The following is a 13,162-nucleotide window of genomic DNA, read 5'->3' as shown; positions in this document are numbered from 1 at the left end:
CAATCGTTGAATAATACAATTGTAACCTATTTTGGTTTCGCAATTGGGGCAGCGAATACCTTATTTTTGTATACCAATTTTATGCAGCCAAGTAATTACGGATTAATACAAGTAATCTTATCTGTATCTGCTGTGCTAACACACATATTGGCATTTGGTGTACCCAATAGCTTAGTTAAATTCTATTCTAGTTTTAAAAGCGAAAAAACTCAAGATTCCTTTTTAACCTTAATGTTGTTACTGCCCTTAGTATTAATTATACCAGTTGCTTTAATAAGTTATCTAGCTAATGATGCTATCGGTAATTTACTTTCAAGACAGAACGGTATCGTTCGAGATTATGTTTGGCATATCTTTTTAACGGGTATGGCAATGGCATACTTTGAGGTTTTTTATGCTTGGGCGAGAATTAGAATGAAATCTATGTTCGGCAATTTTATGAAAGAGATTTTTTGTAGAATTGGTCAAACCATTTTGTTGCTCCTGTTATATTTTAAATTTATTGATTTTGAATTTTTTATCAATGCCTTGGTCGGTTTTTACTTAGTGCGTACCGTAATTATGAAACTGTATGCTTATTCTTTACGCAAACCAAAATTAAACTTCACCCCGCTACAAAATTGGAAAACTATTGTAAAATATAGTGCTTTAATAATATTAGGCGGATCTACTGCAATTGTACTTATGGAGGTGGATAAGGTAATGCTGAACAATTTTCTAGAATTGGAGAATGTTGCTTTTTATGCAGTTGCAGGTTTTATAGCATCAACCATTGCGGTACCTTCAAAATCTATGCATCAGATAACGTATCCATTAACAGCTACTTATTTGAACAATAAGGATACCTCTGCACTTTCGCAATTATATCAAAAAAGTTCATTAACCTTATTTATAGTCTCTGGTCTTCTTTTTTTGCTGATATTATTAAATTTAAATGAACTGTATGAGTTGCTACCAGACAAGTATGCTGGTGGATTCATGATTGTCTTTTGGGTAGGTTTGGTAAAAGTATATGATGCACTTTTAGGTAATAATAATGCTATCTTATTCAATTCAGATTACTACCGTTCTATTTTATTTTTTGGAGTGTTATTGGCGGTATTGGCTATAGTATTCAATCTTTGGTTGATTCCGAAATATGGTATTGACGGTGCTGCCATTGCTAGTTTTAGTGCTTTCTTTATTTACAATACGCTAAAATTAGGGTATGTAAAATCTAAATTTAAAATGCTACCTTTTACCAATGAAACTTTAAAGGTGCTTGCCTTACTGTTAGTAATCGGGGTAATTTTCTCATCTTTTTCATTATCGTTTCATCCATTGGTGAACATTGCTATAAAAAGTATATTGATGATATTACTTTATGTTGGTGTATTATATAAATTTAAAATATCGGAAGATGTTTATGGAGTTCTACATAAATTTTTAAATCGTTAATTTACTCGTCATTTCATTTTTAGACAAAATTTTAACCTGTAACGGTTGCAAACCTTTTCTACAAGGTTGTATCTAAAGCTCTTGTAATGTTCAGTTTAGCTTTATAAGATTTATTCACTTAAAATTTTCATTTGTGCAGTTTTTGTAATTATGAGTATAGTACTTCGTCTAAAAAAATCTGACTTTGAAAATTTAACATGTTATGCGCAGTTCTCTTTTATTAATAGCACTAATGGTATCTTTTATAGGGTTTTCACAAGAACCTATAATTGAAAATATTGAAATAGAGGGGCTTAAGCGAACTAAAGAAAGCTTTATAAGAAGGTTGATCAAAGTAAAACCTGGCTCAGTTTATGACTCTTTGAAAATAGCTACAGATATTGAGCGTTTAAATAGACTGCCAGGTGTAGCGAATGCCAATTCTAAAATCATTGAAAACTCAGCAACTAAATATTCAGTTACCTATACCATAGTAGAAAATTTCACTATAATTCCGGGTTTACGAGTTTCTCAAGCCAATAATGGAGAAGAATCAGCTTTTAGGGTTTCTGCCTTTGAGTTTAACCTTTTTGGACAAGGACAATTATTAGGAGGCTTTTATTCTAAAGATGTTTTTAATTCTTACGGAGTATTTTGGGAGGCTCCGTTCTTATTCTCAAATAAATTAGGTGTAGGTGTCAACTACCAAAGCAATATAACTTTTGAACCTATTTTTGCAGAAAATAATGGAGTTTCAGAAGATTTTAGATATAGAAAGCAAGCGTTTCAGGCAAGTTTGTTATACGAACATGACTTTCATAATAGGGCAGAATTAGGATTCTCGTTTGGTAATCAAGAATATAATTTACAACCTGACCAACCGAATACAGAAGTACCAGACCAGATAAAAGCAAGTACTATTGGAATAATTGGTGAATATGAGTTCAATGACCTTTTAATTGAATACCAATATCTCTCAGGTTTTAGAAATCAAACCAATATTGAGTATTTATTTAATTCAGGTGCTTCAGAGTTTATACCAAATGCTTTTATAGGAATAAACAATTTAGAGTATTTTAAAAGAGTTGGTAAAAAAGGAAATTTCGCAAATAGATTAAAACTATCGTATACAACCAATAGAGATTCTCCATTTGCACCATTTACTTTAGACAATCAAATTAATATTAGAGGTGTTGGTAATACTGTTGATAGGGGCACGGCTTCTATTGTATTGAATACAGAATATAGGCATACACTTTTCGAAAAAGGATGGTTTGTAGTACAGGGAAATACCTTTTTAGATGCAGGAACTTGGCGTAATCCGGGCAACGATATCAGTCAATTGTTTGACGGTAGTTCGGTGCGTGTAAGTCCAGGTCTCGGATTACGATTTATTCATAAGCGTATTTTTAATACCGTTATAAGAATAGATTACGGTTTCGGAATTGCAAATGCTAAAACTAGTGGTCTTGTCTTTGGAATCGGACAGTTCTTTTAATGTTTGATTACTATTACATATAGTTTTTTTGCATTTGATTTACTTTTTATGTACATGTTTTGTGTAAATGTCTCCAGAAATTATAGTATTAAAAAGGAAAAGCATAAAAATTATATTTGCTTTGGATACTACTGTAACTTTGAAGTATAATTATGAGCCAAAAAGAAATACATAAAGTAGAAAACATTTCAAATCCTCAACGATTACAGGAATATGGTGTAGGGGTATTTCAACAAATTTCTACAAAATCAGCATTGAAAAAGGCGCTAAAGAAAAACCTGCTTTCTGTAGATGGAAAAATTGCAAGTACGGCAACGTTAATAGTAGGTGGTGAGCTTATAGAATATCAATCTATTAAAAAGAACTGTAACAATAGACTTGTTTTGAATCTTGAGGTTGTTTATGAAGATGAATTCTTGGCAGTAATCAATAAGCAGGCAGGAATTTTAGTAAGCGGTAACGGATTTAAAACCGTAGCCAATGCACTAGCCCAAAATTTAAAGAATAGTTCAGCTGTAGATGCTGTTAGTCCGCAACCTTGTCATCGTTTAGATTATGCTACTACAGGTTTGCTTTTGGTAGGCAAAACAAGTAGTGCAATAACGAAGTTGAATCAGTTATTTGAACATAAGAAAATTGAAAAAGAATATTTTGCGGTAACTATTGGAGGTATGGAACTTGTAGGAAGTATACATAGTAATATAGATAATAAACCGGCTAAGTCTTCTTTTGAGGTTTTAGAATCAATTGTCTCTGAACGATTTTCATATCTTAACTTGGTAAAACTTAGTCCGCATACCGGTAGAAGACATCAATTAAGAAAACATTTATTATCTATAGAAAATCCTATTTTAGGTGATGCCACATATTTTTTAACCGGACTCAAATTAAAAGGGAAAGGATTGTATTTACATTCGAAGTCACTTCGGTTTCAGCACCCTGTTATAAATGAAGAAATGTATATTGAATCTAAACTGCCTAAAAAATTCACTAAACTTTTTCCTGGTCAATTAAATTTATAGGAATAGAAAAAGCGCCGTAATGAATTAAATCACTACGGCGCTTTACAACTAACCAACCTAAAAACTTATTTTAATTTCTTCTGCTACTTCTAGTCGCTGAACTTGTTTTTTAACTTGAGCTTCTAGCAGGAGCTTTACTTACTGATCTTGAACTAGAGCTTCTATTTACAGTACTTCTAGACGGACTACTAGTCGCTTTTCTAGATACAGTACTACGTTGAGTTCTTGTATTTGTTGCAGTTCTAGTATTTGCACTTCTGCTAACAGGTTTTTTATATGTAGTAGTACTTCTTTTTACAGTTGTACTTCTAGGTGTACGAGAAACTTCTCTTGTAGTAACCGTTCTATTTGGTGTGCTACGCATTGCAGAACTATTACTTCTTTTTACCGTACCATTATTAGATGAACTTCTTGTAGCTGTTCTACTTTGAGTTGTTCTACCACTATTTGTGTTGTTACGTTTAACAGTAGTTGATCTGTTTACAGTAGCGTTTCTATTTGCTTTTGATGTATTATTAGATGCCAACGTTCTGTTAGTTCTTAAACCGTTATCTCTTTTAGCAACAGTTCTGTTACTTCTATAGTTATTGTTTCTTACCGCAACACGCTTATCATTTCTATAAATAGTAGATCTGTTATTTCTAACCTTATTGTATCTATGTTGATTACCAACATTTACATATGCTTTTCTATAGTTATTTCTGTAAGGACTATAGTAAGAATATCTTACAGGAGTATAATATCTTCTGTATGGGCTATTAAATACAAAGCTAAAACCAACTGCAGGTCTTACAAACCATCTATGAAATGGACGGTAAACATAACTTCTGTTATATATATTGATATACCCTGTGTGGTAGTCATAGAAACCACGATTGTTATAATAAACATTCATGTTACCTACACTACGAACTCTGTTGTTCGCATAATTGATATTTACATCACCAATTTCGCTTACACGACCATAGTAGTCATAAAAGATAGGTACATTCTCTACCTGAATTACTGCACCATAATCATCGTACTGAGCAAATGGACTATAATCGTAACCAGAGTTAAATGTTACTCCGTTTTTTCTTCCCGATACTTGGTTTTCGATATAAAAATCGAATTCACCATCTGGATAAACAGAAAATGTAATTCCGTTTTCTATAAAAATAAATGAGTTGTTGTATGTATAAGTATTGCTGTTTGCAACCTTATCTTCAATAATACCTGTAGCGAATACACCTGTGGTGCTAAAAATAACCGCTGTTAATAGTAGTACTAAGTTTTTCATAATATAAGGTTTAGATCTGCCCCCTTAGGCAGTTGTTCTAAATGTAATTATTTACATTCTCTTAGTGTATTACAAACAGCGTGCCAAAAAATGAAACCCTTAATTATACTAATGATAATCAAGGGTTTATGTATAAATTAAATATTTCGTTTATGGAAATATTTTATTTTAATTTTTCTTTTAGGTAGCTAGCTGTATATGATTTTTTGCTTTTTACCACCTCTTCTGGTGTGCCTTCGGCTAATAGCTGGCCGCCATTTTCACCACCACCTGGTCCGAGATCAATAATGTAATCGGCACATTTTATTAATTCTATATTATGCTCGATGACTACAATTGAGTGTCCTTTTTTAATAAGGGCATTAAATGATTTCAATAATTTCTGAATATCATGAAAGTGCAATCCGGTGGTTGGCTCATCAAAAATAAAGAGTGCTTTATCTTTTGTGCTTCCTTTTATTAAGAACGATGCCAATTTAATACGTTGCGCTTCACCACCAGATAGGGTGGATGATGACTGCCCTAAGGTTACATAACCTAAACCTACATCTTGTAATGGTTTTAGTTTGGTAACAATTTTAGTCTGTTCTCCGGTTTCAAAAAACTGAATAGCATCGTCGATGGTCATATTAAGAACATCATCTATATTGGTATTATTGAAAGTAACTTCTAATACTTCTTTCTTAAACCTTTTACCACCACAAGTTTCACACTCTAAGTGTACGTCCGCCATAAACTGCATTTCTACAGTAATTTCACCTTCTCCTTTACATTTCTCACAACGACCGCCATCTACATTAAAAGAGAAATGTTTTGGTTGGTAGTTTCTAATTTTACTTAGTTTTTGTCCAGCATATAAACTTCTGATATCATCATATGCTTTAATATAGGTAACAGGATTAGAACGCGAAGATCTACCTATTGGGTTTTGATCAACAAATTCTACATGCTTAATATGTTTGAATTTACCTTCTACAGATGTATGCTGGCCAGCTTTTTCACCATAACCTCCTGTTTCTTTTAATATAATAGGATATAGCAGTTTCTTTACCAAGGTACTTTTACCACTACCAGATACTCCTGTAACCACGGTAAGCATATCTAACGGAAAAGTGACATTGATATTTTTAAGGTTATGCTCTCGAACACCTTTAATAGTAATATGGTTTTTAGAAGTTCTACGTTCTTTTGGAACTTTAATCTCCATCTTACCATTCAAATACTGTGCGGTAAGAGATTTAGATTTTAGAATTTCTTTCAATGTTCCCTGCGCCACAACTTCACCACCATGTGTACCAGCCTCAGGACCTATATCAATGACCATATCTGCAGCTTTCATGATATCTTCATCATGCTCTACTACAATTACGGTGTTGCCTAAGTTTCGTAGCGATATTAAAACTTCTATTAAATTTTCGGTATCTCTTGGGTGAAGACCAATACTAGGTTCATCTAATATGTACATAGAACCCACTAAACTACTACCTAATGAGGTTGCCAGGTTTATTCGCTGACTTTCGCCACCAGATAGGGTATTCGATTTTCTATTGATGGTCAAGTAGTTTAATCCTACCTTATTTAAAAATCCCAATCTTGTATTTATTTCAACTAAAAGTCTCTTCGCAATTGTAGCATCATTTTCATTTAGCTTTAGCTCATTAAAGAAAACAATCAATTTTTCAATAGACAAACCTACTAATGATGAAATAGATGCTCCGCCAACTTTAACGTAATCGGTTTCTTGGCGTAGACGTTTCCCATTACAAACATTACATTTTGTTTTACCTCTATATCTAGAGAGCATCACCCTGTTCTGAATTTTATAACTTTTCTCTTCCAACATGCCGAAGAACTTATGAAGACCTATAAAATGCGCATTACCATCCCATACTAATTGCCGTTGGGCTTCAGAAAGTTCAAACCAAGGTTTATGAATAGGAAAATCATACTTGTAAGCAGAGTTTACTAATTGATCACGATAAAAACTCATGCTTTCACCTCGCCAAGGGAAAATGGCATTTTCAAAAACAGATAAAGCAGTATTAGGTACAACCAAATCTTCATCTATACCTATAACATCACCATAGCCTTCACATTTACGACATGCACCATAGGGATTGTTAAAACTAAAAAGGTGAACATTAGGCTCAAGAAAAGTCATGCCATCCAACTCAAACTTATTGCTGAAAGGTCTTTGTTTGCCATCTGCCAATTCTTCAATGATACATTCGCCCTTTCCTTCAAAGAATGCAGTATCTACAGCATTTGCCAAACGATTATAAAAATCTTCGTCGTCTTTGGTGATGATTCTATCAATTACTAAGTCGAACTTTTTACTGATATCTTCAGGAGCTTGATCAATACGAAGAACCTTATCATTATACTTTATTCGGGCATAACCTTGTTTAGAAAATAACTCTAAAGATTTTAGAGCATCTCGGTCTTCGCGAATAACTATTGGTGCTAATAATAAAAGTTTGGTTCCCTCATCATATGTTTTAACATGATTTACGACATCTGTAACGGTATGCTTTTTTACTTCTTTGCCTGAAATAGGAGAGAAGGTTTTACCAATACGTGCATATAATAGCTTTATGTAATCATAAATCTCAGTAGTTGTACCTACCGTAGATCTTGGGTTGGTGGAGTTTACCTTTTGCTCTATGGCAATTGCAGGGGCTATTCCCTTTATATAATCGACCTTTGGCTTGTCTAATTTGCCTAAAAACTGTCTTGCGTATGAAGAAAGACTTTCTACATATCGTCTTTGACCTTCGGCATACAAGGTGTCAAAAGCTAAACTAGATTTACCAGAACCAGACAAACCTGTAATTACAACAAGTTTATTTCTAGGGATTACGACATCAATATTTTTAAGGTTATGCAGTTTTGCACCCTTAATTATGATGTTTTCTTTCGGATTTACTTCGGTGAGTGTAGGCATACAAATATCTAAGGAAACAAAGATACGCTTTGCCTTTTTTCTGAACTAAAAAATGCCGTTTATCTAAAAATAGTAGAAGAAATTTTCACATTATTATAAGAGTATTTATTTTTTTATATCTTTGGGATCTTATAAAAATTCAATTAGCCTATAACGCAACATTACTTTTAAAAGTTAGAATTTAACCATTAGACCCTTATTCATTAGAATCTGGGGCTGCTTTTTAACCCTACAAGTAACGTTATGGTAGTACAAATTGAAGATTCCCAATTAGTAAAAAAATACATTCAAGGAGACGAAAGAGCCATCGAGGCTCTAATTAATCGTCATAATTCTCGTCTTACGGGCTTTATCTATTCTAAAGTAGGTGACCGCGAACTAACCGAAGATATTTTTCAAGACACATTCATGAAAGTTATACGTACCCTAAAAAGAGGTGCATATAATGAAGAAGGTAAATTTTTACCTTGGGTAATGCGTATTGCACATAACCTAGTTATCGATCATTTTAGAAAGCATAATAGAATGCCAATGTATAATAGCAAAGAGAGCTATAATATATTTTCATTATTAGGTGATGATAAGTTGAATGCAGAAAAGCGATTGATCAAAGAACAAATAGATTCTGATTTACTTCGAATGATCAAAGAGTTGCCAGAAGATCAGCAAGAAGTTTTAGAGATGCGTATTTATAAAGATATGAGTTTTAAAGAAATTTCTGATAACACAGGTGTTAGTATTAATACTGCACTAGGTAGAATGCGCTACGCATTAATTAACCTAAGAAAGCTAGTAGAGGCCAATAATATAGTTTTAACGAATTAATAGGTCGCAGGTCGAGTGGATCTACTATCTTCATACATGTGTCGTTCTTTAGATGAACCTAAACAAGACGTAACATGGAAAAATTATACACGAAAGACCAGAATAAGACCAAATTGGTAAAAGCTAAGCCAGAAACAATTCAGTTTTTGCTTTCTTATTCTAAGTCTTTAAATATTACTGAAGTAGACGGATTGCAGTTTGAAAGTAATTTGAACTAGAATAATCCTACAAATATATATAAACCCCTTAGGCATTGCCTAAGGGGTTTTTTGGTTTTAAATGGGTTTAGTTCTGTTATTTACTGCTTGTAGCCAACTTATTACTCGTAAGAGAACTAGGTTTTCTATACTACCTTATATATAGGTATAGTAATGCCGGGCTAATAATAAAGGGCTTTAAGGTCATTTTTACCTTTCCTACATTTCTCTGCCGAACTATCTGAAATTGTATTTATTGTGTAGAAATATACTTTTTCGATGTTTCACATCATAAATACGTGTTTTGACAACATACTTTTTCCTACAGCGACCCTTTTCTCTAGTTTTATATCAGAAATAAGAAACAAACCAATTAACTAAAAGATTTCCCCCGCTTAACCAATTAAAGAAAGTAACTCGTATGAAACTACAAATTGAAGACTCAGAATTAGTTAAAGATTATATCAGCGGTAACGAAGGTGCCCTTGAAATTTTAATTAACAGACACAATCAACGTATTACTAGTTTTATCTATTCTAAGGTTTTAGATAGGGATATCACAGAAGACATTTTTCAAGATACTTTTATTAAGGTTATTAAAACTTTAAAAAGAGGTAAGTATAGTGAAGAAGGTAAATTTTTACCTTGGGTAATGAGAATTTCTCACAACCTAATTATCGATCACTTTAGAAGAAACAAAAGAATGCCAATGTTTGAAGGTAGTGATGACTTCAATATTTTCTCTGTAATTGGGGATGATAAGTTAAATGCTGAAAAACAATTAATAAAAAATCAAATAGATTCTGACCTAAGGCAATTAGTTGAAGAGTTGCCAGATGATCAAAAAGAAGTTCTTTTAATGCGTATCTATAAAGATATGAGTTTCAAAGAAATCTCTGAAAACACTGGGGTTAGCATTAATACTGCTCTTGGTAGAATGCGTTATGCTTTAATTAATCTTAGAAAAATCATTGAAAAAAACAATATAGTTCTTACCAATTAAGATGGTGTAGAAATTAGAATAAACAATATTTCCAAATTTGCGGCGTTATTTTATTGTAACAACGTAGGAAGTATGGAAAAAATTTACTCTAATTACCAAGAACAGACCGGATTTAACAAAGTTTGTCCGAAGACAATCAACTTCTTATTAAGCTATTCACAAGCTTTATTTGAATTTGAATACGAAGATTTAGAATTCGAAACATTTTTGAATTAATAAAAAAGCCCGCAATTAGCGGGCTTTTTTATTTTTATAATAGTCATTTAGTACTGTTTTTCTCCCTATTGTTTTTGTAATGATATCTTTTTCCATATCCCAGCCTCTTGCTGGTGAATATTCACGACCATACCATATTATTTGTAAATGAAGATCGTTCCAAATTTCTTCAGGAAATAATCGTTTTGCATCTTTCTCTGTCTGTACCACATTTTTTCCGTTTGTGAATCCCCAACGATATAGCAATCTATGAATATGAGTATCTACAGGAAATGCAGGTATACCAAAAGCTTGCGATACTACAACACTTGCTGTTTTATGACCTACAGCCGGTAATTCTTCTAAATATTCAAGTTCTTTTGGTACTTGACCATTATGTTTATCAATTAAAATATGAGATAATCCATGAATACCTTTTGCTTTCATGGGCGATAAACCAACAGGCTTAATAATTTCACGTATTTCTTCCACGCTTAATTTAATCATGTCATACGGGTTGTCAGCCTTTGCAAATAGGAGGGGAGTAATTTTATTTACCCTCACATCGGTACTTTGTGCTGACATCAAAACTGCAATTAATAAGGTATAAGGGTCTTTGTGATCTAAAGGCACAGGAATTTCTGGATAAAGCTCTTGAAGCGTAGAAATTGTAAATGCTATTTTTTCGGCTTTCGTCATTAATTGTTTAATTTTGATTGAAAATATTTAAACACAAATTTATAAAACTTCATTTATGAATACGTTAAAAGTTGGTGATAAAGTTCCTTCATTTTCTGCTAAAGATCAAGATGGCAATACTATTAAATTAGAAGATTATGCTGGTAAAAAACTTGTTGTTTTTTTCTATCCAAAAGCAAGTACACCTGGTTGTACGGCTGAAGCATGTAATTTAAGGGATAATTATAAAGAATTACAATCTGAGGGCTATGAACTTTTAGGAGTTAGTGCAGATTCTGAAAAGAGACAGGCAAAATTTAAAGAGAAATATGAATTCCCATTTCCATTATTGGCAGATGAAGACCATACCGTTATTAATGCTTTTGGCGTATGGGGACTAAAGAAGTTTATGGGGCGTGAGTACGATGGCATTCATAGAAAAACCTTTGTTGTAGATGGTGATGGTATTGTTGCCAAAGTTATTGACAAGGTGAAGACTAAAGATCATGCAGCTCAGTTATTAGATTGATGTCTAGTATTTTATAAAATAAAAACGCCCATTTAAAATGGGCGTTTTTTGATGCTACAGTATTAATAACCAAATACTTATTCGGTTTCTTGATCATCTGTTTTTCTAGTAAACAATTGTCTTTTTTTAATAATTTCAGCAATTCCTTCCGGTAGCATTTTTTCCCATCCTTCGTCATTGTTCATTAATTTCTTAAGAACATCTCTAGAGAAAATGTGCATTACTTCTGGTTCGTAATCTATGATGTCCATAACCTTGCCATTGTATTTAAAGAACTTGTATAATTCTTTCATACGTGGGTGAACCTTAACATTATTACTTGTCATTATCTGACCAGTATCTGGATTCTTCATTGGGTATAGATACACCTGTAAATCTTTAAAGAATAATTTACCGAATGCTTCTAGTATACCACCACTTAAATGACGGTAGTATTTTTCGTCGAATATGTCTACCAGGTTATTTACACCCATGGTCAAACCAATTCTGTTTTTGGTATAATTATTAAAGTACTCTACTAATTTATAATATTCTTGAAATTTAGAAATCATAACAGAATGGCCAAGAGAACAAAGCAATTCTGCTCTATCCATAAAATCTTGTTCGTCAATTTCACCAGATGCTTTTAAGTTAGAAAGCGTTATCTCAAAAATAACGATGGTATTGTTTTGATCAACACCTTTATCACGAATGAAAATGTCATAAGACTTTTCAAACATATCTAAGTTTACCCTGGTAACAGGTCTAAAACTTCCACGTAAGGCTAAAATATTCTTTTTGTAAAGTACGGCTGCAGGCAATAGGTTATTACCATCAGGACCGAACATTACAGCATCTGTCATGTCATTTTTAATAAGCTGTAAACTCATTAAGCGGTTGTCAACATCTTTGAAATTAGGTCCAGAGAAGTTAATCATATCAATTTCTAGGGTATCCTTATCTATATGATCATATAGATATTTCAACATTTTCTTTGGCTTATGGTACTTGTAAAATGCACCATATATTAAGTTAACACCAAGAATGCCTAAAGTTTCTTGTTGTAATCGTGCTTCGTTTTGCTTAAAACGAATATGAAGAATAATTTCGTCAAATTCTTTCTGTGTTGGGTCTAATTGATATCTAATACCGATCCAACCGTGACCTTTGTAGCGTTTAGAGAAATCAATCGTTGCTACTGTATTTGCATATGAAAAGAACAATCTGTCTGGGTGGTTTTCACGACTAATACGCTCTTCCATCAATTGCATTTCATAATCAAGCATGGTTTTTAATCTAGCTTGGGTTACATATCGCCCATCTGTCTCAATACCATAAATTGCATCACTAAAATCTTTGTCATAAGCACTCATTGCTTTCGCAATAGTACCCGAGGCACCACCAGATCTAAAGAAATGACGTGCGGTTTCTTGTCCGGCGCCAATTTCTGCGAAGGTTCCGTATATATCCGGATTCAGATTTATACGTAGGGTTTTTGCTTTAATAGAGGGAATATTTTCAAAAACACTATCTCTTTTTAATACCGATGCCATTTTTTACCTGTTTAGCTTTTAACAAAGTTATAAAGAATGGTTGT

At 32.8% G+C, this 13,162-nt stretch carries 12 protein-coding genes; 8 read left to right on the top strand and 4 right to left on the bottom strand.

Annotated elements, in window-relative coordinates; translation table 11 throughout:
* Positions 1-6 precede the first annotated feature (6 nt).
* From Q0871_RS13810 to Q0871_RS13800, 3 genes are all read left to right on the top strand, one after another.
* Positions 7-1,437 (top strand): polysaccharide biosynthesis C-terminal domain-containing protein, encoded by a 1,431-nt coding sequence (locus Q0871_RS13810; RefSeq protein ID WP_367275151.1) that lies wholly within the window; start codon positions 7-9, stop codon positions 1,435-1,437.
* 202 nt (positions 1,438-1,639) lie between these two features.
* On the top strand, positions 1,640-2,914 hold the full coding sequence (locus Q0871_RS13805; RefSeq protein WP_299324864.1) for a POTRA domain-containing protein: 1,275 nt from the start codon (positions 1,640-1,642) through the stop codon (positions 2,912-2,914).
* Positions 2,915-3,066: 152 nt separating this feature from the next.
* Positions 3,067-3,936 (top strand): RluA family pseudouridine synthase, encoded by an 870-nt coding sequence (locus tag Q0871_RS13800; protein WP_299324862.1) that lies wholly within the window; start codon positions 3,067-3,069, stop codon positions 3,934-3,936.
* A 109-nt stretch (positions 3,937-4,045) separates the two neighbouring features.
* Here the strand turns inward: Q0871_RS13800 and Q0871_RS13795 are convergent, their stop codons facing one another.
* Both Q0871_RS13795 and uvrA read right to left on the bottom strand, forming a co-directional pair.
* Positions 4,046-5,215, bottom strand: coding sequence for a hypothetical protein (locus tag Q0871_RS13795; RefSeq protein WP_299324860.1), 1,170 nt, complete (start codon positions 5,213-5,215; stop codon positions 4,046-4,048).
* 163 nt (positions 5,216-5,378) lie between these two features.
* The gene (gene uvrA, locus Q0871_RS13790; RefSeq protein WP_299324857.1) at positions 5,379-8,159 is read right to left on the bottom strand and encodes an excinuclease ABC subunit UvrA; all 2,781 of its coding nucleotides are present in this window, start codon (positions 8,157-8,159) and stop codon (positions 5,379-5,381) included.
* Positions 8,160-8,402: 243 nt separating this feature from the next.
* Here uvrA and Q0871_RS13785 point away from each other — a divergent pair, with 243 nt between their 5' ends.
* The 4 genes from Q0871_RS13785 (at position 8,403) to Q0871_RS13770 (ending at position 10,400) form a co-directional block, all read left to right on the top strand.
* Positions 8,403-8,984, top strand: a complete 582-nt coding sequence (locus Q0871_RS13785; RefSeq protein WP_299324854.1) for a sigma-70 family RNA polymerase sigma factor — start codon at positions 8,403-8,405, stop codon at positions 8,982-8,984.
* Between the two features lie 74 nt (positions 8,985-9,058).
* Complete coding sequence (locus Q0871_RS13780) at positions 9,059-9,202, top strand: hypothetical protein (RefSeq protein WP_299324852.1); 144 nt, start codon at positions 9,059-9,061, stop codon at positions 9,200-9,202.
* Positions 9,203-9,602: 400 nt separating this feature from the next.
* A complete protein-coding gene (locus tag Q0871_RS13775) occupies positions 9,603-10,184 on the top strand; it encodes a sigma-70 family RNA polymerase sigma factor (RefSeq protein ID WP_133673739.1) in 582 nt (193 codons plus the stop codon).
* Positions 10,185-10,256: 72 nt separating this feature from the next.
* A complete protein-coding gene (locus Q0871_RS13770) occupies positions 10,257-10,400 on the top strand; it encodes a hypothetical protein (protein ID WP_166637476.1) in 144 nt (47 codons plus the stop codon).
* A 15-nt stretch (positions 10,401-10,415) separates the two neighbouring features.
* Here Q0871_RS13770 and nth read toward each other — a convergent pair whose 3' ends face one another.
* On the bottom strand, positions 10,416-11,078 hold the full coding sequence (nth, locus tag Q0871_RS13765) for an endonuclease III (RefSeq protein WP_299324849.1): 663 nt from the start codon (positions 11,076-11,078) through the stop codon (positions 10,416-10,418).
* 55 nt (positions 11,079-11,133) lie between these two features.
* Here nth and bcp point away from each other — a divergent pair, with 55 nt between their 5' ends.
* Complete coding sequence (gene bcp / locus Q0871_RS13760) at positions 11,134-11,586, top strand: thioredoxin-dependent thiol peroxidase (protein ID WP_299324847.1); 453 nt, start codon at positions 11,134-11,136, stop codon at positions 11,584-11,586.
* Between the two features lie 77 nt (positions 11,587-11,663).
* Here the strand turns inward: bcp and Q0871_RS13755 are convergent, their stop codons facing one another.
* Positions 11,664-13,118, bottom strand: coding sequence for a TonB-dependent receptor (locus tag Q0871_RS13755; protein ID WP_299324844.1), 1,455 nt, complete (start codon positions 13,116-13,118; stop codon positions 11,664-11,666).
* Positions 13,119-13,162: the final 44 nt, after the last annotated feature.

The organism is uncultured Maribacter sp. (genome assembly GCF_947500985.1).
In the GTDB taxonomy this organism is placed as follows: Bacteria; Bacteroidota; Bacteroidia; order Flavobacteriales; family Flavobacteriaceae; genus Maribacter.
The sequence above is the reverse complement of the archived record's forward strand: the minus strand, read 5'-3'. Positions and strand labels throughout refer to the sequence as shown.

Excerpts from the sequence above, each read along its gene's own strand:
- Q0871_RS13800 (WP_299324862.1), top strand. The coding sequence starts at position 3,067 with ATGAGCCAAAAAGAAATACATAAAGTAGAAAACATTTCAAATCCTCAA.
- bcp (WP_299324847.1), top strand. The coding sequence starts at position 11,134 with ATGAATACGTTAAAAGTTGGTGATAAAGTTCCTTCATTTTCTGCTAAA.
- Q0871_RS13805 (WP_299324864.1), top strand. The coding sequence starts at position 1,640 with ATGCGCAGTTCTCTTTTATTAATAGCACTAATGGTATCTTTTATAGGG.
- Q0871_RS13755 (WP_299324844.1), bottom strand. The coding sequence starts at position 13,118 with ATGGCATCGGTATTAAAAAGAGATAGTGTTTTTGAAAATATTCCCTCT.
- Q0871_RS13795 (WP_299324860.1), bottom strand. The coding sequence starts at position 5,215 with ATGAAAAACTTAGTACTACTATTAACAGCGGTTATTTTTAGCACCACA.
- Q0871_RS13785 (WP_299324854.1), top strand. The coding sequence starts at position 8,403 with ATGGTAGTACAAATTGAAGATTCCCAATTAGTAAAAAAATACATTCAA.
- Q0871_RS13775 (WP_133673739.1), top strand. The coding sequence starts at position 9,603 with ATGAAACTACAAATTGAAGACTCAGAATTAGTTAAAGATTATATCAGC.
- nth (WP_299324849.1), bottom strand. The coding sequence starts at position 11,078 with ATGACGAAAGCCGAAAAAATAGCATTTACAATTTCTACGCTTCAAGAG.
- Q0871_RS13780 (WP_299324852.1), top strand. The coding sequence starts at position 9,059 with ATGGAAAAATTATACACGAAAGACCAGAATAAGACCAAATTGGTAAAA.
- uvrA (WP_299324857.1), bottom strand. The coding sequence starts at position 8,159 with ATGCCTACACTCACCGAAGTAAATCCGAAAGAAAACATCATAATTAAG.
- Q0871_RS13770 (WP_166637476.1), top strand. The coding sequence starts at position 10,257 with ATGGAAAAAATTTACTCTAATTACCAAGAACAGACCGGATTTAACAAA.